Source organism: Bacillus sp. MUM 13 (assembly GCF_001866725.1).
Taxonomy (GTDB): Bacteria; Bacillota; Bacilli; order Bacillales; family DSM-1321; genus Peribacillus.
In genome coordinates this window covers 92,998-116,846 of the sequence record NZ_MLYQ01000029.1, presented here as the reverse complement: position 1 = coordinate 116,846, position 23,849 = coordinate 92,998, and the positions used below count along the sequence as shown (strand labels likewise).

The following is a 23,849-nucleotide window of genomic DNA, read 5'->3' as shown; positions in this document are numbered from 1 at the left end:
TAAGTACGGCTTTTTGTATGGTCTGCCAATTATGCAGATTCTTAGCTGTTTCCCGGGGCATATGGATTTTTTCAGGCCAGCAGGCCGCACTTTCTCGCATAACTTTCTGCAGCTGCACGACTATGTATTTTCTGCTGCTTCAGATTTTCCAGGAGTGATATATAAAAACTTCCATCGAATGTTTTTTGGGCTTTCAGGGTTACTTCTATCGCTGCATTCACCAGAAAATCTTCTGCATTGGTATACCGCTTGCCGAAGTAAATAAAGCCGATTGCATCCTCGCCAAATGCAAAACCTTTAGCTTCTAGAAATTTCACATATTCTTCAACTGACTTTTCCACAGGCTCATCCTCTCTGCGACTTTCCATTTTCATCCTACATATTACCCTATTTCCTTTGATTTGACTATCCGTAATTCGACATAAGCTGCAAGGGTTATGGAAATCATATTGCTGGGAGGTGTAATGATGAGCAAACACAGTAATCGCGGTGCCAAAGCATTCAGCGGTGTCAGCCCGCAAGGAAACAATATTGAAGATGGCAGGGATAACAGCCCTAAGTCAAAGCTAGAACAGGCACAAAAGAAAATAAATAAAAAATAGCCAATCATTTTTGCAATGACCAGCCTGGCTCAACAAAGAGCGAATCCGGGCCTTCCGCAGAAAATATGCGAAAGAAAACTGCAATTACTGGCAGGATTAAAATAAACCGTTCCTGATGGCGCCTGCCCCCAAAAGTAAGAATGAAAAATCTGACTTTCGGGGGTCGGTACCTTAGGGAACGGTTTTATTAAAGGAGGCGGTGAAGTCCTTTAAATTCATGATGCTGGGCCATATATTTTACTTTTTCCCTATCATATTGAAAGGCAGCTTCTTCCAATGAACATGAAACAGGGACATCACATTTGATTTCTGCAAGCTGTCTTGAAAGATGAAGCATATCAACCGCACTTTCAATCTTGGCTTTCTGTGTTTTTGTCAGGGAATCCAGGTTTTCTAGTATTCCTTCAATGCTTCCAAATTGGATCAGCAGTTTTAATGCTGTTTTTTCGCCAATGCCCTTCACACCCGGATAATTATCGGCTGTATCTCCCATTAGCGCCTTTAAGTCAATCATCTGCCTTGGAGTAATTCCCTTCCATTCATAAAAGGTATCAGGATTGTGCACTTCATAATTGCCAAACCCCTTCTTTAAAAGAATGACAGAGATATTACTTTCAATCAGCTGAAGCATGTCCTGATCTCCTGTGAGAATGGACACGGAAGAAGCTGTGCTGGATGCTTTGGCAAGGGTTCCTATGCAATCATCCGCTTCAAAACCCGGGAGCCCGATATTAGGAATATCAAAAGCTTCCACAGCTTCCTTAACGAGGTCAAACTGCGGAACCATTTCAATAGGGGCGCTTGAGCGATTGGCTTTATATCCTTCAAAGAGCTCGTTGCGGAACGTGGCGCTGCCCATGTCCCAGCATACAGCCATATGGGTGGGAGAAAAGTAGTTGACTGCTGTAAGCATATGCTTTAAAAAACCCTGAACCGCATTAGTCGGCATGCCCTTTGAATTAATCATAAACTGTCCTGTAGCTGCAGTGGCATAAAATGCTCTAAATAAAAGAGCCATCCCGTCTACCAGCAAAAAGGATGGCATCTGTTTCACGCTGTTTGTATCCAAAAAAATCACCTCTAAAATTAAATACTATATCATGATTATACCATAATTCATGTATGTATTTAAGCAGTACTAAGTGCCAATCCGCTTATTCGCTGCCGCATTCAACTGGATTATCTTCATAAGATATCCAATCGCTGTAGCTGCCGGTATATATCTTCACATTTTTAAAACCTGCTTCCTTTAAAGCGATAAAATTGGCTGCAGCCGTAACACCAGATCCGCAGTACACAATAATTTGCTTATTGGGATCATAGCTCCGGAACCTGTCTTTCTGTTTATCGGGATCAAGGTATTTCCCGTCTTCAAGGGAGTGTGTCCAGACTTCGTTCAATGCTCCTGGTATCCTTCCAGCTTTTGTATCAATCGGCTCTTCTTTTCCTAAAAAACGCCTTTCTTCACGGGAATCAAGCAATATAACATCCTCTCTTGCCTTCCCTGCTATCTCTTTTACCTCTTCATAGCTTGCAGCAATTTCATGGTTCAAATGAATACTATAGACAGATTTTCCGTAAACAGGGATGGCTGTTTCTGCAGGCTGACCTTTTGCTCTCCATTCCCGGTAGCCTCCGTTTAACAGATATACTTCCTTATGCCCTAAATATAAAAGGATATGAACGAAACGGGCTGCATACTGGCCATCTCCAGAATCATAGGCAATGATAGGGGTGCTATTGCTTATTCCGTACTCTTCAAGCTTATCCTTGACTGCCATTGGATCTGGAAGGGGATGCCTTCCTCCATGTTTCTTCACTCCTCCAGACAAATCCCGCTCAAGGTCGAAGTATACAGCTCCCGGTATATGATCTTTGTTATACTCCCCTATTCCAAATACAGGGTCGCCAAGTTTAAACCGGCAGTCGGCAAATCTTGCTTGTTTTTGCTCCATTAATTTAATCGCATCTGCTATTTTGATTACATATCCCAGCTTGATCTCCTCCTAAATATTCTTGTACCTAGAAACTTTCCACATCAGCATGATCATTTCCTGCTGTTATTGCCGTACTGGGAAATTCACCTGATGAAACAAGGCTATCATCAGCAGTTTCTCCTTCTTCACAATGGATCTTTTTTATCAGGCATTTTGTTTCATAGGAGATTGCCTTTATTTTAGGCGCATTTCTTAAAGATTGTGGTTTATTAACTCTTGAAAGATTCCGGCGAGACCGAAGCCAGAGGTTCTATATACTTATAAAAGCTGGTTTATCCCTGGTTATTTATGGCTAAATAATTTACAAAAAGGGGTGAAAACATGACCAATTCAACTACTTTAGAGATTCAGTGTTCAGAATGCAAAACTTGGTTTCCTTCACCTGAAAAGGTGGATGTACTAAAAGGTAATAGAATAAGGTGCCCAAAATGCAAAGAAATGATCAATGTTGATCACAATATAAGAAAAACGGATTAAACAATAAGGGCTCTTTTCTTATAGATAGTGGTTTTTTAATATGTTCTCTGAAGCGTTCCCGTTATTGAACATGGTTGATTAGAGTGTAAGGTGCGGGACTAAAGCGGGATTAACGGGAAGGTGAGACCCCGCAAGCGCAGATGGGGAGGCTCACCGCCTGCCGCGCGGGAAGCGAGCATCCTGAAGCGGAAATCAGCCCCTTGTTCCATAGCAACAAAGCTTGCGAACACAGCCTTCATTAAAAACGTAAGTGACTTTGTAAGCTGTTTCTATCTATGGATAGGGTCTTACTCAATAGCTTCTTTTAGCCTTATCTATCATTAAGGCTGCAAAAAAAATGGCTGCAGTATCAGCAGCCATCAAAAAGTAAAGATTCATCGTTATTTAATGCTAAAATCTAATAACTGTCTTTTCTGCGTTCCTTGATTTTTTTTACAGTCATTAAGAAAGCATACTCTGAAGATTTTCAATCTTAGATTCGTATTGAGTGATATCTACTTTTTCTTCCAAAGCAGCAAGCAAGCCCGTAAATATTTCCTTTAGTTCTTTTTGGCACTCCATATATAGTGCTTCAAGTTCAGTATTCAGAGTCCTTGAAAACTCAGTGAAAATCCGTTCAGATTGTTCTTTTGCATATGCCTCAGAAGGTGCATCCAATGCCTTCATGAGCGCGTCATTCATCTTCACTTTTTCATTTTTTTCAAAAAAGGACTTTGTATTTTTAAAGAGGGAAAGCTCTTTTTTAAAATGCTGCACATCCAGATCCAAAAAGGCAGGCAAGAATTCAGCTGTTGCCTGTTTAGCCGGCTCATATGCCTGAAGCTGCAAACCGGGACGTATTTTCTCAAGCTGCTGCTCCAGTGACATTTGCCTTTCTTTCACCAGCTTCACCATGTAATTTTCAGTCCGCAATGCCGTTGCACGCATTTCCTGGGCGAGATCAAATCCCAGATCTTTAAGCAGCCCCTTTAAGGCATTTTTTAAAACCAGCTTATGATCCTGGCCATCATCTTTAATGACAGCAGGATTAAAGGACTCCTTGAAGAAACTGCTGAATCTTAAGAAAACGCGCTGCCTGCTGTAATATACAAGCTCTTCAATTTCCTTTCTCAGCTTTTCAGTCTCTGTCACTCCCTGACTGGCCAAGAATAAGCGGTCTATTGCTTTCCATTGGCCAGCAAGTGCATCGGCGGCAGCTTTTTTAGCATTGTGGTCCTGCTTCGAGGCTTTTACTACTTCCTGAAGAAGAAGAACAGCCCTTTTCAAGGCATTTTTCGCTGATTCGATGGCGAGTCCTGACAGCTCATTTTCGATAAAATCATTAAATAGCGCCTGAAAATGTTTGATCCCGCTGTCTGGAAGAAATGTATGAGAAAATGGTTCTTTTCCCAGTTTTTCTTTCAAGGCGCCTTTGCTTGAAACAGGCATAAGCTTCGGAAACCGTATGCCAAATCCGTTCAGCTCGCCGCGTACATATTCCAGAACATCCTCCAGCTCTTCCTTTTCTGCAGCAAGATCTGCGGCATTAACAAGAAAAAACATCTTATCCATGGCAAACGATTCTTTCACGCGGCCCAGCTGTATAAGAAATTCCCTGTCAGCCTTGGAAAATGGATGATTATAATAGGTGATAAATAATATCGCATCAGAATTTTTAATATATTCGAAAGCGGCTCCTGTGTGCCTGGCATTGATAGAATCAGCTCCGGGAGTATCAACAAGGACGATTCCCTGCTTCGTCAGCCCGCAGTCATAGTAAAGCTCTATCATGTCAACAAGGCAGGACTTTTCCTCCCTTGCAGCAAACTCCCTGAAACCTGCAAGATCTACTGAAAGAATCTGTCCCAGCACTTCCCTGTTTTCCTGATAGCCTTCGCAAAAAGCCTTTAGGAAAGACAGCTGCGTTTTCCCCGTTTCCGCCTGATCGGCACCTCTCACAATTTCTTTAGAAGAATGATAGGCTTCCTCGAGTGTTTTCGGAAAATGGTTAAAAACAGCTAATGCCAGCTTCACATCCTCCAAAAGCATAACAGGAGTTTTAAGCCGGACAGAGGCTGTGCCATGCTTATGCTCATGATCAGAAGCCATGATTTTGCTGATGGCTGCAGTTGTCGGATTAGGAGATACAGGCAAAATGCTTTCACCCATCAAGGCATTGGCAAATGATGACTTGCCTGCACTGAAAGCCCCGAAAAGCGCCACTGTAAACGTTTGGGCCTCCATACGTGAGGCTTTTTCAGTTAACTCCCTATATAGCGATTGAAAGCCCTTTAAGGATTGGATGGACTGTGCTGCAGCTTTCAGTTTCTTTGACATGCTTTCCAGTTTTTCCTTGCCGCTCATGCCCGCTGCTGGATGCACCGGGTGCTGGAGTTCACTCCTCTTGTTCTCAGCCGGCGGCGCTGTTATCACGTTCTGCTTTATTTCACTGCTCCCCTCATTATTCACTTTAATAGACTCTTTCTCTTTCCTCAGCCATTCCTCCACGAGAAGCTCCGGGCTGCCGGAATTAACCGGTTTTGTTCTGCCATCAAGTATGCCTGTCAGCACATCTTCCTGCTCTGCTAACTTTGCGCTGATACTTGAAGAACTTTGGATGGCTTTCTCAAAATCTTTGTGATTTTCCAGTTCAGCTTCAATTTCCCTGGTCCTTCCGGCAGTCCTTTCTTCAGTAACCTCCAGCAGCTTCTCCATAAATTGATCTGCACCGTATTTAGCTTCTTTTTTTATGGCAGCTGCCACCCCGCTTGTATAATTCAGCACATATTCCCCGGTAATATGTACCTGTGATTTGGTCAAGGAAGCAAGCATATCCTCCGTAACATCAATATGGATTTTTTGGGCGGCCTCTTCAAGTTCCCCATTATGAATATGATTTTCCCTTAGTGTTTTGGAGGCAAGCTCTTTCAAGTGCCATTCCAGCTGGGTTTTTGTTTTCTCTTTTAAATCGGAAAGAAAACGCTGAAGCCTAAGTTCTCTTTCCGCCTCCGTTTTTTTCTTAGAAAACAAAAGGCCCATTTTGAAGTCAGGCATGGATGATTCCAGGTATTTCTCTGCAAGCTCCCTCGTCCCGGACGGCATGATATATGCATTATTCAGCAGGGTATCCAGGCTGTCTGAAAAGGATTTCTCCAGCTGTTCCTTTTCAGTGTGTAATTCTTCCATTTCTCTGTAAAGACCCGTAAGGCGGTTTAGGAGATTTTCCTTTGCTCCTTCATCCAGTTCATCGAGCTTTGCAAGGCTTTCTGACTGTTCAGCCTCGAGCTTTTCTTTAAGCCATGTTTGGTGATGTGCAATCAGCCTTTTGGCAGCCTGCATATTAGCAGGTGCTCCTTTAGAGTTTTTCTTGGCCTGTTTAAATAAGAAAGTCTGCATCTTCCCGATTTCATTTTCCGGGTTTTCCATATCTCTGACTGAAGTAAAGAAAATACCATCAGGATATACATTCCAATTTGCAAATGCCTCGATAACAGAGCTTTTAAAGCTGCTGAAGCTTAACTCTTTTTCATCATGCTTATCGATTTGGTTGACGATCAGATAAACAGGCTTTCCGCCATCAATTAATTCTTTGGTGAACAGGAAATTCACTTCTGATTGGACATGATTATAATCCATCACATAAAAAACCATATCAGCAAGATGCAGGGCAGATTCTGTTGAAACCCTATGTGCATCATCGGTAGAATCAATTCCCGGAGTATCCATAAAGGCACAGGTTTCCGGAAGAGGGAACCTTGGGGAACTGATCGTAATGGATTCGATGCTGTCTCCATTTTTCGCATAATTTTTTATTGTTTTAATGTCATATGGAGCGGGAAAAAGGACCGGCTCTTCATTTTTAAAGCGGACAAGCGCAAAAGCCTCCCCTTTTTGGACTTTAACTGTATTGGCACTTGTAGGTATAGGGCTGGAAGGCAGTATCTGATCCTTCAGGAGATAATTTATCATCGTTGATTTTCCGGCAGAAAAGTGGCCGCAAAAGGCAATCGTAAATTCCCCACTATACATCTTAATCAAAAGCTGCTTCATTTTTTCAGCCTGTGAAAAGTCGCCTGCCTCTTCAAACATTTCATATAGTGCAGACAAAACCGGCAATGGAGCATTAATCTTCGTCGATATTTCGGTCATGACCTATTCCCCTTAATTGAATATCTTTATTTTTACTAACATTGTAAACGATTTTACACATCTTTCCTATATTATAATTGCATGTTGCTTAAAACGTTTGTTTAACGCTTACAAATGCAGTCACGCAAGATTGATCTTGCAGCCTGCCTGCATAACAAAAAAAACAGCCAGGCGCTATCACCTGGCTGCAGCTGCAGCAAACTGTTCATTTTCATTGCTGTTTTGTTCAATTATATTATCCTGATGCCGAATATTTTTGAGCACATATTTCATAACCATGCTATATGTAATGACAGTCAATAGAAGGAAAAACCAGATCATTCATAATCACCATCCCTTTTAAGATACACTGTACGTTTAAATGAGAATAATTTTCATCTTCATTTAAAGTGTAACACGGGAGTAAATCAATTTCAAGAAGTTTCAGGGTAATTGTTTTCTCTCCGGTTTCATCCTTCTTTACCCGCAGCGGGCAGCGCCCTGAATCGATTTTATCTATTGGGGCTTTTGAATACAGCTTCATATTCTGTTAAAGACTTTAATGCGTTTTCCTCCAGCGGAATCCGCACCCTCATCATAAAATAATTCAGTACGGTAAATAAAATGGCTGTAAAATAGGCATTGAACAAGAGAGAAATCACGATGATTTCCGCCGCTACAATCACATAATTAGGGTGTTTGATCCATTTGTACGGCCCTCTGGCAACTACCCTGGCATTCGGAAGCACAATGATTTTAGTGTTCCAGAATTTCCCGAGGGAAGACAGAGCCCAAATCCTTCCTGCCTGGGCTGCGAAAAATAGGCCGAGCCATAATGGCCACACTTCCGATACCCCTCTATGTAAAAAAACGTTTTCCAATATAAGAGCTGCAAAAAAACCTATGTGCATGGCAACCATCCAGGGATAGTGGGAAGCACCAAATTCAACTCCTCCGCGGCTTTTCATCCATTGCTCATTGCGCTTGGCAATAAATAATTCCGCAAGCCTCTGCACTCCGACAACAATGATAAAAATAAGAAAAACCATCATTGCCACCTCATAAGCAGAAGTTCAGATGAAAAACCAGGGCCAAGTGCTGCTGCCAATCCATTCTCTCCTTTTGGAATCTGCTTTTCCATAAATCTTTCTAATACGTAAAGAATCGTGGCGGAAGACATATTTCCAAACTTCTTTAAAATATCCATTGAGGTTTCAGTCATTTCTTCTGTAAAATCCAATGACTCTTTATAGGCTGAAATAACTTTTTTACCGCCCGGATGGGCAATAAAATGGCTGATATCCTGCAATTCTGTTTTTGATCCGGATAAAAATTCTTCGACATTAGGCTTTAGCCAGTTTTGGATAATAGAAGGAATATCCCTTGAAAAAACGACGTGAAGACCCTCATTTTTCATTTCCCAGCCCATCACATCCAAGGATTGCGGCATTAAAGTCGATTGTGTGCCAAGGATCTCAGGGATCGCTTGAAGCAGGGAAACCTCTCTCCCGCCTGATTCGTCTCCGCAAACCAAAGCACATGCAGTTCCATCTGCAAATAGAGAGGTCCCGATCAAATTGCTTTTGGAAACGTCATTTTTTTGAAAAGTCAGGGAGCAGAGCTCTACTGTCAGCACCAATGCCTTTGCTTCAGGAAAAGCTTTGCAGTATTCATAGGCCCTGGATAGGCCGGATGCTCCTCCAGCACAGCCTAGTCCCCAGATGGGGATTCTTTTTGTGTGAGGAGAAAAAGGAAGCATATTCATGATGATAGCATCTACAGATGGTGTTGAAATGCCAGTGCTGGATATAAAGAAAAAGGCATCAATTTCTTCTATATTAATCCCATCACGTAAAAACAATGGATTGTTCAGGCACTTTTGAATAGCCTGTGCTCCGTATTCTGCAGCAAGTTCAATATATTTCTCGTTCTTTTCCTGAAAGGTATGATCACTATTGAACCAATCTAAATCACATGCAAAATAACGGTTTTCTATTTCTCCATTTTTGAATGCCTTCAGCAATCTCTCAATATCTTTAAATGCTGATCCAAAGATGCTGCGTGAAAAGTCAATGACGGTATCCTGTGCAATGCTGTTTGGAAGATTACTGTGTGCGCTTGAGAGAATATATGGCATAATTCCACACCTTTATGCATTATTTTAAAGCTTCCATTATAATGGCCGTTTTCGTGCATCTTCAAACATTTCCTTCCAAGGCTATTTTCGTTAAGTTCGCTGCAATAAAACAAGGCGGCTGATTTCCGCTGCAGGATGCCAGCTCCATTCAACCCTATTAAACATCGGCATCGCCTTATAGAACTCATTAAAAATAATAATCTTTAAGCAAGGCTCTTTTCGTAAGGCTGTTTTCGTAAACTTTGTTGCTATGAAACAAGGGGTTGATTTCCGCTACAGGATGCCCCAATCAACCTGCTATTTCAATGGAATTGCCTCGAGAACTATTTAAGTAACAACAATCTTTAAGAAAAGAGCCTTTCGTAAAGTTTGTAGCTAAAGTGGTCAAAATAAAATGAGAGGATATAATGCTATTTGGGAGGCGTTTAGAAGGTGTGGAGGCACGTTTATCAAGGTTTCAGTGATTTATCAGATAAAGAACAAATATCCCTATCTAACGGTATAAAAGAGCTCTTTTTCCAGAAGAACGTGCCGTTTTCGCAAAAATGCTTAAAGAAATTCGCGAAAACGTGGAGGTGTTGCTACCAACAGGGGAATATCAAACGATCAGATCTGTGTCATGGCTGCTCTTGATTGTAATGGACATATATCTCACTGAAGAGATCTCCACTAAGTTACTAGAATGAAAAAGAATTTAACATTCATTTTTAGTGTGAAAAATATAGTAATTTAATGCTGAAAACATTTACCTATGTCCTTCTTTCCTTGCTTGTATATATCCGTAATAAGCACAAGTACCATTTTGAGTTAGGTCCTTAACTTCAAAACCGCATTTGTCATAGAAACTGAAATTGTTAGCTGATGTATGTGCAAACCAGTCACCGTGGGGAAGTTTTTGAACACAGAGTTTCACTAGTTTTTTGCCAATGCCTTTTCGGCGATATTCTGAATGGACAACCAAATCCATAATATTAGCGGCCATTATTTGATCTGATATTACTCTAACCATGCCAATCATCTTGTTATTATCCCAAACAGTAAATGCCCACGTTGAGTTTTTAAAAATAAGTGAAAACTTTTCTTTTTGCCAAGATGGTGTATTCCTTACCCAACCTGCATCTTCAAATAGAGCTTCAACATATTCAGCAGGAACTCCCTCGGTACCTTCTCTTATAACTAAGCCATTGTAATATTGGTACAAATTAACCCCTCCTTTTTTAATATTGTATATACGACTTCTGAGGAGTTATTTCCTTTCAAATCTATTTTATTTTGTTAAAAAACCTTCCCCGTTTGATTATGAGGGGGGATTTACACCTGGGTTTTATAGATAATTTTTCACCTTTTATATACTAAGCAACATTCCTTAAGAAAAGAGCCATTCCCAAGTATTCTGAAGTTACGAAAGAACAAGACTTTCAGCCCAAAGCCTAAAGGCATAATCCATATTTTTATTTTTCTTCCAAAATATTTTGGTTTTCCGGGACCAAACTCCCTATTTTTTGCTATTATTATTTATATATATAAATGGGGGAATTTCGATGGCAGTTACAGCACATGCAGCAAGCGTATTGAATGGGACAATTTCAGCAGTAAAATCGGTGATTCCTGCAGGGATTTCTTTTGGAGATCCCTTTTTATTGAGACAGCCGCTCGAACAAGCTTCTTTAAGTGTTTTAATAGGAATGACGGGTGATGTACGAGGCAGACTTATTATTGAAGCCAATGAGGAAATCATGAGTAAAATAGCTGAGCTGATGTTCGGCATGCCCCTTCAGGGTGAAATGCTTGAATCCTTTTCCGCAGAGCTGGGCAACATGATTGCGGGCAATTTAGCAACACATACAGCAGCAAGCAGCATGGAAATGGATATTACTCCTCCGACAGTCCTTATCGGGACAACAAAAATGTATGGATTTGAAAAGGCAATTGTTCTCCCTGTCAGTATTGAACATACAGGAAGCCTTGACATTGTGCTGATTATAGAAACAGAAGAAACAGCCTGAAGCATCCGCGGCAAGCTGGCCTGACACTCTTTAATCCGTTCACAATGTGGCTGATATCCGCTCCAGGAGCCTTGCACCTCATGCTCCAATCAACCCGTTTTAATATTAGATCGCCTTATAGAACTCATTAATCATACTAACGTTAAGAGTCTATAAAAACAGAAGCTGCAGCAGCGCAGCTTCTGTTTTATGTCTCTATTAAAAGATAATATGTTAAAAACCATGAATGGTCATACCGCCGTCTACAAATAATGTCTGCCCCGTAATATAGCTCGCTGCATCACTGGAGAAAAACACGGCAGGCCCGATTAATTCCGGCAGCTCTCCAATCCTTTTTAATGGTGTTACAGCTAGAATTTCCTCTACATACTGCTTATCGCTTAACAGCTTTTCAGTAAGGGGTGTTTTAAAATACCATGGCCCTATGCTGTTGACACGGATATGGTCGCTTCCCCATTCCATGGCAAGCACCTTTGTCATTTGAATGAGTGCTGCTTTAGTTGCGGCATAAACCACGCCTGTACGCAATGCCACATGGCCTCCTACTGAAGCAATAGAGAGAATGCTTCCTCCGGTTTCCTGCTGTTTCATGATTTTGCCTGCTTCCTGTGACATCATGAACGCAGATTTTAAGTTTGTGTCCATGATCGTCTGCCATTCATCATCTGTTACATCAAATGCTTTAGAACGAATATTCATTCCTGCATTGTTGACAAGTATATCTATCTTCGGTACTGACTCCAATATTATTTCAAAGGCATGCTGTACCTGTCCGCGGTCTGTGACATCTGTTACAACAGGTATCGCCTTCCTTCCAGCTTGCCTGATTAATTCGGCTGTATCTAACAGGTCTTCTTCCGTTCTTGATAATATTGCTACATCTGCACCTGCCTGAGCAAATCCTGCTGCAAGGGCTTTTCCTATTCCTCTCCCGGCCCCTGTAATAACTGCCGTTTTGCCATCTAAACGAAATGAAGGAACATGCATGTTAAATAACCTCCCTATGGAATAATGTGTATACTCTATTTAACCATTTACAGCCCCATAACGTACACAAAACATTACCCAGAAGACATATTTAACACGAAATCACCGATTTTATCCTATCTATTCTATCTCCTTAGCAGAAGAGGAGCCATTTTGAACTTCTATGATGATTTTCTGGAAATCTGCTTTGCCGCATACATGGCAATACTGTTCATCGTTCAAAAGCGTTTTGCAGTGCCTGCAGTATTTTTTCTCCATTTTCTTCACTCTCATTTCTTAGATATTCTTTTATTATATTCAGCACTTTAATAGACGTTGCCACTTTGTGTAAATTTTTTACTGATTTCCGAAAACTGTGCATAAAAAAATCCCTGCCTAATCTAGTTAGACGGGAATCTTTTTAAAATAGAGCTGATATTAAGAAGCCTTGCGCTCTGCAAATTGTATTTGTTTCAATTTCACCCTTGATGGAACGATATTGAATATGATATTCAGGAAGATTGCAGTCAGGCTTCCTGCAACAATTCCGTTGCCAGTGAGGATTTTAAGGCTCTCTGGAAGCTTAGCGAATAAATCAGGTACAGCTGTCACACCCATTCCCATAGCAATGGCACATGCAACAATCAATAGATTTTCCTGTGAAGCAAATTCAATTTTACTTAGCATTTTAATACCAGAAGCTACAACCATTCCGAACATGGCAATCATTGCACCGCCCAGGACTGCTGATGGGATGATGGTGGTCAGAGCTCCGATTTTCGGTACAAAGCCAATAAGTATCAGCATTGTTCCCATTGTATAAATCACATTTTTGCTTCGGACACCGGATAGCTGAAGCAATCCGACATTTTGGGAATATGCCGTATAAGGAAATGCGTTGAACAATCCCCCAAGCATGATCGCTAGGCCTTCTGCCCGGTATCCTTTTGCCAAATCTTCTTGTTTGACCTGACTCCCGCATATATCGCCTACTGCATAATATACGCCTGTGGATTCCACTAGGCTAACCAGCGCAACTAAAATCATTGTCAGAATAGCTGTTGCATCAAAAGTGGGCATTCCAAAGTAAAATGGCTTAGGATAGTGCAGGATAGATGCTTGTCCTATAGCTGAGAAGTCCACTTTCCCCATAAAGAAGGCTGCAATAGTACCTGCTGCAAGACCAAGCAAAATGGAAATCGACCGAATGAATCCTGTGAAGAATTTGTAGAGAATAATGATAAAAAGCAAAGTGCAAAAAGCAAGGGTAATATTATCAAGTGCACCAAAATCAGGAGCACCCTGTCCGCCAGCCGCATTATTCATCGCAACAGGAATCAAGGTGATGCCGATGATTGTCACGACTGAACCTGTGACGACCGGCGGAAAGAATCTGGCAAGCTTTCCAAAAAATTTGCTTATTATAAAAACAAACGCTCCTGAAACAAGGATGGCTCCATAGACGGAACTAATTCCATACTGTCCTCCTATAGCAATGATCGGCCCCACCGCAGTAAATGTACAGCCGAGAACAACTGGCAGGCCTATTCCAAAGAACCGGTTTTTTATGACTTGAAGAAGTGTGGCTGCCCCGCACATCATAATATCAACTGACACAAGATATGTGAGCTGCTCAGGCGTAAGCTTTAGCGCTGCACCTACTATCAAGGGAACGATTACGGCTCCTGCATACATCGCTAAAACATGCTGAAGACCAAGGGATGCGATTTTCATTTTTTGATTCATCATGCTTTATGCATCTCCTTTTCTGATTCAAATAAAATTTCCCCAACATTTAATTGGGCGATCCTTGCCAGTGATTCTACTTGATAGCCTCCTTCTCTAAGATGCTTGCCGCCATCTTGAAAGGATTTTTCAATTACAATTCCAATACCGGCAACGATCGCGCCAGCTTTCTCACAAACCTCGATCAAACCAAGCGCGGCTTGTCCGTTTGCCAGGAAGTCATCAATGATGAGCACCTTGTCATTTCTCTTTATATACTTTGAAGATACGGTAATATCATTGGTTTCATTTTTGGTATAAGAATGCACACTGGCTGTAATCAGATCATCCGTCAATGTAAGGGACTTTCTTTTCCTGGCAAAGATCATAGGGACGCCAAGCTCCAAAGCGGCCATAAGTCCAGGGCCAATTCCAGAAGATTCGATTGTCAGCACCTTTGTGATCTCATGTCCATGAAACCTGCTGGCAAATTCCTGTCCAATTTCCTTCATCAGCACAGGATCCATTTGATGATTTAAAAAAGAATCAACCTTCAGTATATTCTCAGAAAGTGCCTGTCCTTCATTTTCGATTTTCTTTCTTAATGCTTCCATGCAAAAAACCTCCCATGATGAATTCTGTTTCTCAAATAGCAAAAAAGCTCAAGAAGCACTTGCACCACTGCGTGAGTGGCGCAATACTTCTTGAGCTCTAAAAACAGCATGCCCCATCAGGGCTGCTTTAGCTGCAGAGATATTACCCACCCATAGTCGGATTATTTACGGTAATCCGGTAGAAACTCGCAGGCCATATCCCTGCTATTATATGAGTGAAACTATACGTATAGATTAACAATGTAGTTGATTATATCAGCAAATATTCGCTTTGAAAAGAACTTTTGATGAAAATTCTTTCCATGTGGCTTATCCGGCACGGAAATTTCTATAATTTACCCTGCCTGATAACTGTTATTATACAGAGGCCTACTATTGCCTGTCAGCTGACATTGTAGTGAACATGTATAGCTTACACCCTCTTATTCATCCATAAAAAACGCTGACTCATCACTCTTGCCCGCGGCAAGCTAATTCAAACTGCCGGTTAAGAGGATGTCACTTGCCCTCCATTCACATGGAGAGTCTGGCCTGTAACGAATCTCGAATCATCACTGGCCAGATACACATAGGTAGGCGCAAGTTCAAACGGCTGGCCTTGGCGGTCCATCGGATTTCCCGAAAGCGGGACTTGGTCTGCCGAAAAACTGGAAGGAATCAGCGGCGTCCAAATACGGCCGGGTGCAACTGCATTTACCCTGATGCCTTTTTTGACTAAATTATTGGCCAATGACCGGGTAAAACCGACAATGGCTGCTTTAGTCGCAGTGTAATCTATCAATTGTTCATGGCCATAATAGGCGACAACTGAAGCAGTATTTATGATGGAACTTCCTGCCTTCATATAAGGCAGGGCTGCCCTTGTTGTATAAAAATGAGAATAAATATTTACTTTGAATGTTTCGTCAAATTGCTCGTCAGTTATGTCAGTTAAGCTTAATTGCTGAAACTGGATTCCCGCATGGTTGCATAGGACATCAAGCCTGCCGAATGCTTCCATGGTTTTCTCCGCAATACCGATGCATTGCTTTTTTTCTCTTAAGTCCCCTGGCAGCAGCAAGCACCTCTGACCCAGCTCTTCGATCCTGTTTTTCGTCCGGTCCGCATCTTTCTGTTCATCCAAATATGAAATGGCTACATCACAGCCCTCCTTTGCAAAGGCAATGGCTGCAGCGGCTCCAATTCCACTGTCGCCGCCCGTAATCAGGGCAGCCCTTCCCTTCAGTTTACCGGCTGAAACGTAATTAGGATTTTCAATAATCGGCCTAGGCACCATAAGACCCTCAGTTCCAGGCTGCCTCATCTGCCTCTGCTCCGGTACTGTAAGCGCAACATCTTCATATCTGGTTATTTTCCCGTAATTAGGATACAGGGGGTAACCCTGATTTTCCTTATTATTTTCTCTAGACATCCTATCCCTCCAGGTTAACGCCCAATTTGGGATACGATATGCAGAATGAGAGTTTTGCGTGTCTGACGGCCTTTACTATATTTAATTTTTATCAAGAGCTAACGCGGATTTCCAGCGGTTTCTTATCTTTTGCGATTCACAGGATTTTGTGGGCAGTTCGATAAACGTTACCAAACAGGCTCCTATCTTCAGGAGCAGAATAATATGAATGGGGAAAATTACTTTCCGGGGAGGAAACAGTATGCAGCACTATTTCAGCCGAGAGGTGAAATTATTATTGATTAATCAATGATCAGAAAAAGAAATAATCTTATATAATGATAATGCCCATTCATGGACAATACCCAAAATCGGCAAGAGGCCGCCTTTCTTCACCAATCCAAAATATGAGCAATATTACCCTGTCATCTAGCGTTTTAGGATGCAAAAAAAGTGCAGAACTCAATTCTGCACTTTTTCACTCTCTTAATTCAGCTTGTAAACTTGTCCGTACTTTTCCTCTAAATAATCAATCAGATATTGGACATTCAGTCCTTCTCCTGTCACAGAATGCAAAATTTCCAGAGGTTTTTTTGTTTTTCCAAATTGATGTACTTTTTCATTCAGCCATTCTTTTATTGGGGCAATGCTGCCTTGTTCCAATAGCTCATCAAAATCTGGAATGTCCTTCATCATTGCATGTTTAAATTGTGCTGCATACATATACCCCAGTGCATACGACGGAAAATATCCAAAGCTTCCGTCAGACCAATGAACATCCTGAAGGACACCCATGGCATCATTTTCTGGTGTAATTCCAAGGTATTCTTTATATTTTTCATTCCAGACACCAGGCAGGTCCTTTACTTCCAGGTCGCCATTGAATAAGGCTTTTTCAATTTCATATCGGATCATGATGTGCAGAGGATATGTCAGTTCATCTGCTTCAATACGGATGAAAGAAGGCTTTGACTCATTTATCCCGCGATAGAAAACATCAAGATCTATTGCATCGAATTGTTCCCCTGCATACTGTTTAAGCAAGGGGTACTGTTTTTTCCAGAAGTGCAGGTTCCGTCCAATAAAGTTTTCAAAGAAAAGGGACTGTGATTCATGAATGCCCATGGATGTCCCCGAATCAAGCAGTGTCCCGGTTAATTCCTCAGAAATATTCTGTTCGTAAATCGCATGCCCGCACTCATGGATCGTTCCAAATATGGCACCCCTGAAGTCATTTTCATCATAGCGTGTTGTAACACGGACATCACCTGTATTTAAGCCGGTTGCAAAAGGATGTACGGTTTCATCAAGACGGCCGGCTTCAAAGTCATACCCAAGCTGTTTTAGGATATCAAGGCTGAATTTTTCCTGTTTTTCTTTAGGAAAATGCTTATACAGGAATTCGGTTTCCGGCTGATTTTCGCTTTCTGAGATTTTCCTGACCAGCGGAACAATCCGGTCCCGAAGCTCTCCAAATACTTTATCGAGTACTTCTACAGTCATTCCTGGTTCATATATATCTAATAAAGTATTATAAGGATTTCCTTCGTATCCCCAGTATTGAACAAATCTGCGTGTATATTGAACAATTTTTTCAAGATACGGCTGGAACATCGCAAAGTCCGAGGTTTCCCTTGCTTCTTCCCAAACACTGGCTGATTTTGATTGAAGGATAACAAATTCCCTATATTCATCTGATGGAATTTTTTTGTTTTTTTCATAATCCTTTTTGCATTCTTCAACCATTTTATTGACAATATCCGATAGCTGCCCCTTCGCCTCTTCAGAAGAAAGGTTTGCGATAAAATGAGCCATCTCCTTGCTTGTCGTCATGCCGAATACTTCAGAAGATAGCATGCCGATAACCTCAGAACGCTGTTCCACCCCTTTTTTAGGTGCTCCTGTACGAAGGTCCCAATAAATAAGGGCAAGTGCTTCATTATAAGCAGAAATTTTCTTTATGTATGCCAAAAACTCTTTTTTCGTATGTTCTATTGCCAGTGACATTGTTATTCCCCCTTTTGCTTTCAACCTGTATTTTAACATATAATAGAACAATAATTGCCATTTATGTTTTTGTTCAGAAAAATCAGATAAGAGAGGGGCCTTTCGATGATTGAGTTTATTGGTTTGTGCACCCGGTGCGGAGAAAAGATATTTTGCAGAAACGGTTTTTTGGATGGCATATTGTTTAATAAGAATCTGATTTGCTTCTCCTGTGCCGAATTGGAGGAAGAGAACGAAGACGAAACAAGCTTATCCTGAATGGGTTGAGCAACTTTAATCAATCAAGGGGGAAAAAATGAAAATCGTACGCTTAGAGGAAAATCAATTTATGGAGGCCATACAGCTTTCAGAATATGCCTTTCAATATACGGTAAATAAAGATCAGATTGCCGGGCAAATTGAAACAATGAAAAAACATCATTTGGTATATGGAATAAACGAAAATGACCGGCTTGCGGCAAAATTTCATTTTTTGCCTCTTGAAGTATTTTTAGGGGACAGAACATTGAAAATGGGCGGCCTGGCAGGTGTGGCCACATACCCTGAATATAGAAGGCAGGGATATGTCAATGAGCTTCTCCGCTTTATTTTAGAGAAAATGCAAAGCGAGGGATATGCCCTCTCCATGCTGCATCCCTTTTCTGTTCCTTTTTACAGAAAATATGGCTGGGAGCTTTTCTCAAACCGGCTCAAAATCACTTTATCCAAAGGTGACCTTGTGCGGAAGAAGCAATCGGCAGGAGAAATTAAACGGTTTACAAAAGATAGCCACCCTCAGGAAATAGAGCACATTTACAATCAATACGCAAAGCAGCACCCTGGCATGCTGGTCCGCACTACATCCTGGTGGCTTCGTTCTGTATATGATACGCAGCATGCCGCTGTTTTTTATGATAATCACAATGAACCTCTTGGGTATCTTTTGTACCGCATTGGTGAACATAAAATGAATGTGTCTGAATTTGTCGCCTTAACCCCAGAAGCACGGGTTGGGTTATGGAATTTTATTTGCCAGCATGACTCAATGGTTGATGAGGTCTCCATTACAGCTCATGAAAGGGAACCTCTTTTTCATATCCTTCCTGAACCGAGGGTTCCTGCAAAACTGACTCCTTATTTCATGGCAAGGATTATTCATGCAGAATCATTTTTAAAGCAATATCCTTTTCAGTGGAGCAGCGGACAAAAAGAAATCGCTCTTCATATAAAGGATCCCATTCTTGAGGGCAATCAAAAATCTTTTGTTATAAAAAAAGACCATATAGAAACCCAAAGTGGAGATATGGAGGGAATATCCCTCTCCATCAATGAGCTTACAGCCATTTTGCTGGGCTATAAAACTCCTGTTGAGCTTTTTGATGCTGGCCTTGTTTCGGGATCTCAGCAGGCCGTACAAGATTTTCAGGATATACTTCCAGACTATTCGCCATTTTTCTATGACTTCTTTTAAAAGCTTTACGGTAAGATCATGACTCACTCATCCCCTCCCAATCAAACCGAGGGTGTGGCTGTATTCTCGTCCTGGTTAATGAGTTCGAATCTACGACTTCCAAATCTGGAGTCATACCTTAACGGGAACTTTTGACAAAACCAAAGTCCGAAAAAATGAATCGTTTTTAATAATTGGTAACATGTGAAATTGATTAATAAATTATCTCCATATAAAACAAAAGCTATGTTAAATGACTCTGAAATTAAATCCAACTGTATGCTTTCTTTATGAAACCTCTTTGAATACGGGTTAGCTTGCAGAATAAGAAGCAAGCGATTTAACATATGAATAAACTTTGAATGTCATATTTAACCAAGTGATTTTTTTAAGCTGATAATTTTATTGGAAAAAGAAACGGGGGTGATATATTGATAAAAAAAGCATTAGATGAAATACAGATAATGGTATCGGGTAATGGTTTAGGAGCAAGTTTCAATAATACATTCATTAATGGTGTATCTATTGACTCTAGGACCTGTACTAAAGGTAATTTATATGTTCCAATAGTACGGATAAAGGATGGTCATACTTTTATTGATGATGCGATAGAAAAAGGAGCTTCTGCTTGTTTATGGGAAAAGAGTCGCCCAAACCCACCAAAAAAAATTCCAGTTATTTTTGTAGAAGATACCAAGAATGCTTTGCAGAACTTAGCCAGGAGTTATAGAGAACAACTTACGGCAAAAGTAATTGGTGTTACAGGTAGCAACGGAAAAACAACTACAAAAGATATGATACACTCTATCCTCTCTACAAAATTTAAAGTTTATAAAACCAAAGGAAACTTAAATAGTGAATACGGGTTACCTTTATCGTTATTATCAGTTTCGGAAAATGATGAAATAGTAGTTTTAGAATTGGGGATGAGCAACAGAGGTGAAATAGAGACATTATCAAAGATTGCTCAGCCTGATATTGGGGTTATCACTATGATAGGTACTTCCCATATTGCTACGTTAGGTTCTAGAAAAGCAATAGCCAATGCCAAACTAGAAATAATAGCTGGTATTAGACAGAATGGGCTTCTCTCTATCTATGGAGATGAAGAACTCTTGATAGATACTCTAAAAGATATCGAAAACAAAGAAATAAGGATTACTACTTTTGGAATAACAAATAAAAATGATATTTATCAAACAAATGTTAAATCCAATGCTCGAAATATTGAATTTACAATCAATACTGATGATAACCACGTTTACTCAATAAATTTGATAGGAAAGCACAATATTAATAATGCTTTAGCCGCGATTTCAGTTGCCAAGGAATTAGGGATGAGTGACAAACAAATTAAAATTGGACTAAAGAAACTTTCGTTAACTGGTATGAGAATGGAAGAAATCAAATCAGATGAAGGATTTACAATTATAAATGATGCTTGGAATGCTAGTCCTACTTCCGTACAAGCAGCAATTGAAACCTTTAATGAGCTTACAGGATATAACCGAAAAATATTGGTCTTGGGCGATATGTTGGAGCTTGGGCAAAATGAAGTTGAATATCATAAAGAAATTGGATATCAAGTTGCACAGAGTAAAATTGATTTTTTGTTTACTTTAGGTAAATTGGCGAAATATATAGCAGAGGAAACTCAAAGAAATCATGGTTCAAAAAAGGTTAAAACATTTTTAGATAAACAATCTTTAATTACTCAGGTTAGGGATGTCTTAGAACCAAATGATGTTATTTTAGTAAAAGGGTCAAGAGGGATGGCATTAGAAGATATAGTCAATGCCTTGATAAAGAATAATAATTGATAATTTTATGGTAATAAAGGACACTACGCAATTTTGAATGTCTTTTGGCTTTGTTAAATCATTGATGTTGAAAATCAACAGAATTACGGGAAGCCCTAATAATTGAGGCTTCCCAACCTTGTTTCTTGTATATATTTGATTTATTTTAAACCAACAATCTTCCCATAGGAAATGATTATTAATCCACAAAATAATGCAACCCCTATAAAGGTAAATACAAAAAACAGTGGTGAACCTAACACCCCGAAAGCCACTTCACTTTGTAGTGTTTCTATATTTCCCCATTTTTTCTCCATAACAGGCTTATAATTCATTGTTTTTATATAACCAACTGCCATAGTTCCAAATATATAGACTAAATGAATTACAAAGGAAATAACTAATGATTGAATAATGCTCTTCAATTCAGGACACGCCCTACATATCATTGATTTCCATAATAAACCACGAAGGATATTTCTGTAAATGACACTTTAAAAGAGAACTATATACTAATCTTTGACAACCAGTAAAGTGTTCACTTCAATTTAGCAAAATGTATTTAAAGTTTATGACGGTTCAAAACGGACTTTATCTTGGAAAGTAGATTAGAGAAAAATTGAAGGTGCCAGCAAACTAAAAAAACACCGGGAAATCCCGGTGTTAAAGCGAAATCGGCAAAACAGCTTTGACTTGGTTAAGTACACTTTCCGGCAGAGTGTTTTCAGTTAAAATATGGACGGTTCCTGAATCATCCGAAGTCCTGATTAATCTTCCTATACCCTGTCTTAGTCGCAGCAGCATGTAAGGCATGTCCACTTCTCCAAAAGGATTTCCGGCAGCTTTTCGTTTTGCCTGGAAAACAGGATCATGCGGAGGGAAAGGAAGTGAATATATCACAACATTCTTCAGTGAATCCCCCGGGATATCAAGACCTTCCCAAAGATGGTAAGAAAATAGTACAGATGCTTCGTTTTCCTGGAACCTTTTCACAAGCTCGCTGATTTCCGAGTCACCCTCGAAATAAAAAGGATAGGCGCCTTCTTCACTATGCTCTTTAAACCATTGAAGATCTTCCTTTGATTTGAATAAAACAAGCGTCCTCCCTCCTGCTGCCTCAATGCTGTCAAGGGTATATTCCATTTTGGCCATATTGTCCCCGGCATCCGGGGAAGAAATGGAAATTTTCATGACGTCATCGTAATCAAAAGGAGATTCAACAGAAAAACTTGAATATTGTTTTATGCCAAGACTGTCGGCAATATAATCAAATGATTTATTATCCGAAAGTGTTGCTGATGAAAAGATATACGGCATGCTTTTTGAGAAAACTTCTTCTGCCAGGATTTCCTGTACAAGCCTAGGCATAATAACAAGCGTTTTTGTACTGTCATGATCTTCAAACCATGTTACAGCCTGTCTATTATTCAAGAAAAGAGAAAGTGAATAGCCAAGCTGCTCCAGGTATTCTTCTGTCACTTTTAAATCATATTCATTAATCGTATATAATTCAGCTTCAAAGACCAGGCTTTCTTCCAGTTCTTCTACCTTTTTATGCAGCCTTCCTGCAAATTCTGTGATCGCTTGTGATTCAGGAAGCTCATAACGATTGGAGCCAGGTACATGAATGGCTGCCGACTCAAGCAGGATAAAGAATTCTTCATTAAGGTCAATCAGGTCTTCTATTACATACAACGTCTCTTCACGTACTTCATTAGCTATCAGCGATTGAAGAACTGTAGATAGTGTAGATTCCCCTATTTTATAGGTCAAGGCTTTTTGTGCTGAGAATTCCAGCAAATGACCTTCATCAAAAACCACACAGCTGTGTTCCGGAAGAAGCGGCAGCTGTCCTTCACGCTTGCGTTTTTCCTTAGTCCAGACATGCTCCATAAAGAAGTCATGTGAACAAATAATCAAATCAGCGGATTTGCGGTAATGATCTCTCGACAATGTCTGTCCGCACCGATGGCGTTTATCGCACGTAAAGCAATTCTGAAGCTGGTCCCAGCCGACTTTTTCCCAATCTTCATCACTCATGTAAGGATACTGCTTACGGTCGCCATAAGGAGTATAAGAAGCCATTGAAGAACCATTTAGAACGAATTTGGGCAGCTCATCATATAATTGGTCAATTGCTTCGGAGTCTTCATGTGTAACAGCGTGATCAAGCTTTTTAAGACATAGATATTGATCATGGTATTTGGCAAGCCGCACATCCACTTCAAGATTCAATGCTTCCTTCAGCTTTTGGATGTCTCCTTCTTCTTTGACCAATTGCTCAATCAGCGTTTCATCTGCACAGGAAATAATGGCAGGCTTATTGGTGTAGCGCGCATAACAAATGGCATAAAGCAAATAGGCAAGCGTTTTTCCTGTGCCAACTCCTGCTTCTGAGAATATGACACCTTTTTCTTTAAAAGCTTTTTCAAGCTGAAATGCCATAAAAACCTGTTCATCACGTAGTTCAAACCCTTTTTCAGGGAGAATATCGTAAAATACGTCTCCGATCCACTCTGAAAGCTTGTCATAAAATGAATCTTCTTTTGTTACCTGAAAAGGCAGTGTTTGCAGCATTGCGTTCTCCCCTTCT

At 40.4% G+C, this 23,849-nt stretch carries 21 protein-coding genes and 1 riboswitch; of the genes, 5 read left to right on the top strand and 16 right to left on the bottom strand.

What is annotated here, in order from left to right; translation table 11 throughout:
- Window positions 1-71: 71 nt before the first annotated feature.
- Complete coding sequence (locus BIV59_RS09550) at window positions 72-368, bottom strand: DUF6123 family protein (protein ID WP_071351255.1); 297 nt, start codon at window positions 366-368, stop codon at window positions 72-74.
- Window positions 369-467: 99 nt separating this feature from the next.
- Between BIV59_RS09550 and BIV59_RS23215 the strand changes: the two genes are divergently transcribed.
- On the top strand, window positions 468-602 hold the full coding sequence (locus tag BIV59_RS23215; RefSeq protein ID WP_139194342.1) for a small, acid-soluble spore protein L: 135 nt from the start codon (window positions 468-470) through the stop codon (window positions 600-602).
- 187 nt (window positions 603-789) lie between these two features.
- Here the strand turns inward: BIV59_RS23215 and BIV59_RS09545 are convergent, their stop codons facing one another.
- Window positions 790-1,647 (bottom strand): 5'-3' exonuclease, encoded by an 858-nt coding sequence (locus BIV59_RS09545; protein ID WP_071351254.1) that lies wholly within the window; start codon window positions 1,645-1,647, stop codon window positions 790-792.
- A 109-nt stretch (window positions 1,648-1,756) separates the two neighbouring features.
- Window positions 1,757-2,578 (bottom strand): sulfurtransferase, encoded by an 822-nt coding sequence (locus BIV59_RS09540; RefSeq protein ID WP_346417324.1) that lies wholly within the window; start codon window positions 2,576-2,578, stop codon window positions 1,757-1,759.
- Window positions 2,579-2,920: 342 nt separating this feature from the next.
- Between BIV59_RS09540 and BIV59_RS24395 the strand changes: the two genes are divergently transcribed.
- Window positions 2,921-3,076: an MJ0042-type zinc finger domain-containing protein gene (locus BIV59_RS24395; RefSeq protein ID WP_139194341.1), complete on the top strand. Its 156-nt coding sequence runs from the start codon at window positions 2,921-2,923 to the stop codon at window positions 3,074-3,076.
- A gap of 441 nt (window positions 3,077-3,517) precedes the next feature.
- On the opposite strand, the gene BIV59_RS09535 is transcribed toward BIV59_RS24395, so the two are convergent.
- The 5 genes from BIV59_RS09535 to BIV59_RS09515 form a co-directional block, all read right to left on the bottom strand.
- Window positions 3,518-7,204, bottom strand: coding sequence for a dynamin family protein (locus tag BIV59_RS09535; RefSeq protein WP_071351240.1), 3,687 nt, complete (start codon window positions 7,202-7,204; stop codon window positions 3,518-3,520).
- Window positions 7,205-7,381: 177 nt separating this feature from the next.
- Window positions 7,382-7,525, bottom strand: a complete 144-nt coding sequence (locus tag BIV59_RS23595) for a hypothetical protein (protein ID WP_170846120.1) — start codon at window positions 7,523-7,525, stop codon at window positions 7,382-7,384.
- A 170-nt stretch (window positions 7,526-7,695) separates the two neighbouring features.
- Window positions 7,696-8,232, bottom strand: a complete 537-nt coding sequence (locus BIV59_RS09525; RefSeq protein ID WP_071351238.1) for an isoprenylcysteine carboxyl methyltransferase family protein — start codon at window positions 8,230-8,232, stop codon at window positions 7,696-7,698.
- On the bottom strand, window positions 8,232-9,320 hold the full coding sequence (locus BIV59_RS09520) for a type III polyketide synthase (RefSeq protein WP_071351237.1): 1,089 nt from the start codon (window positions 9,318-9,320) through the stop codon (window positions 8,232-8,234). Before BIV59_RS09520 ends, BIV59_RS09525 begins: the two co-directional genes overlap by 1 nt.
- Before the next feature lie 745 nt (window positions 9,321-10,065).
- Window positions 10,066-10,521 (bottom strand): GNAT family N-acetyltransferase, encoded by a 456-nt coding sequence (locus tag BIV59_RS09515; protein WP_071351236.1) that lies wholly within the window; start codon window positions 10,519-10,521, stop codon window positions 10,066-10,068.
- 340 nt (window positions 10,522-10,861) lie between these two features.
- On the opposite strand from BIV59_RS09515, the gene BIV59_RS09510 reads away from it, so the two are divergent.
- Complete coding sequence (locus BIV59_RS09510) at window positions 10,862-11,326, top strand: chemotaxis protein CheX (RefSeq protein WP_071351235.1); 465 nt, start codon at window positions 10,862-10,864, stop codon at window positions 11,324-11,326.
- A gap of 213 nt (window positions 11,327-11,539) precedes the next feature.
- On the opposite strand, the gene BIV59_RS09505 is transcribed toward BIV59_RS09510, so the two are convergent.
- From BIV59_RS09505 to BIV59_RS09485, 6 genes are all read right to left on the bottom strand, one after another.
- A complete protein-coding gene (locus BIV59_RS09505) occupies window positions 11,540-12,313 on the bottom strand; it encodes an SDR family NAD(P)-dependent oxidoreductase (protein WP_071351234.1) in 774 nt (257 codons plus the stop codon).
- A gap of 120 nt (window positions 12,314-12,433) precedes the next feature.
- Window positions 12,434-12,571, bottom strand: coding sequence for a hypothetical protein (locus BIV59_RS23590; RefSeq protein WP_170846119.1), 138 nt, complete (start codon window positions 12,569-12,571; stop codon window positions 12,434-12,436).
- Window positions 12,572-12,730: 159 nt separating this feature from the next.
- Window positions 12,731-14,041: a nucleobase:cation symporter-2 family protein gene (locus BIV59_RS09500; protein ID WP_240501875.1), complete on the bottom strand. Its 1,311-nt coding sequence runs from the start codon at window positions 14,039-14,041 to the stop codon at window positions 12,731-12,733.
- Window positions 14,038-14,631 (bottom strand): xanthine phosphoribosyltransferase, encoded by a 594-nt coding sequence (locus tag BIV59_RS09495; protein WP_071351233.1) that lies wholly within the window; start codon window positions 14,629-14,631, stop codon window positions 14,038-14,040. The genes BIV59_RS09500 and BIV59_RS09495 overlap by 4 nt, the downstream gene beginning before the upstream one ends.
- 133 nt (window positions 14,632-14,764) lie before the next feature.
- A riboswitch (purine riboswitch) is annotated at window positions 14,765-14,866 on the bottom strand.
- Between the two features lie 252 nt (window positions 14,867-15,118).
- Complete coding sequence (locus tag BIV59_RS09490; RefSeq protein ID WP_071351232.1) at window positions 15,119-16,042, bottom strand: SDR family oxidoreductase; 924 nt, start codon at window positions 16,040-16,042, stop codon at window positions 15,119-15,121.
- Window positions 16,043-16,507: 465 nt separating this feature from the next.
- Window positions 16,508-18,028 carry a carboxypeptidase M32 gene (locus tag BIV59_RS09485; RefSeq protein WP_071351231.1) on the bottom strand — a complete coding sequence of 507 codons (1,521 nt, stop codon included), beginning with the start codon at window positions 18,026-18,028 and terminating at the stop codon, window positions 16,508-16,510.
- Window positions 18,029-18,323: 295 nt separating this feature from the next.
- Between BIV59_RS09485 and BIV59_RS09480 the strand changes: the two genes are divergently transcribed.
- Both BIV59_RS09480 and BIV59_RS09475 read left to right on the top strand, forming a co-directional pair.
- Window positions 18,324-19,478, top strand: coding sequence for a GNAT family N-acetyltransferase (locus BIV59_RS09480; RefSeq protein ID WP_071351230.1), 1,155 nt, complete (start codon window positions 18,324-18,326; stop codon window positions 19,476-19,478).
- Window positions 19,479-19,888: 410 nt separating this feature from the next.
- Window positions 19,889-21,277, top strand: a complete 1,389-nt coding sequence (locus tag BIV59_RS09475) for a UDP-N-acetylmuramoyl-tripeptide--D-alanyl-D-alanine ligase (RefSeq protein WP_071351229.1) — start codon at window positions 19,889-19,891, stop codon at window positions 21,275-21,277.
- Window positions 21,278-21,417: 140 nt separating this feature from the next.
- Here the strand turns inward: BIV59_RS09475 and BIV59_RS09470 are convergent, their stop codons facing one another.
- Both BIV59_RS09470 and BIV59_RS09465 read right to left on the bottom strand, forming a co-directional pair.
- Entirely contained in the window at window positions 21,418-21,681 is a 264-nt protein-coding gene (locus BIV59_RS09470; RefSeq protein WP_071351228.1) for a hypothetical protein, read from the bottom strand.
- Window positions 21,682-21,919: 238 nt separating this feature from the next.
- The gene (locus tag BIV59_RS09465; protein WP_071351227.1) at window positions 21,920-23,833 is read right to left on the bottom strand and encodes an ATP-dependent DNA helicase; all 1,914 of its coding nucleotides are present in this window, start codon (window positions 23,831-23,833) and stop codon (window positions 21,920-21,922) included.
- Between the last annotated feature and the right edge of the window lie 16 nt (window positions 23,834-23,849).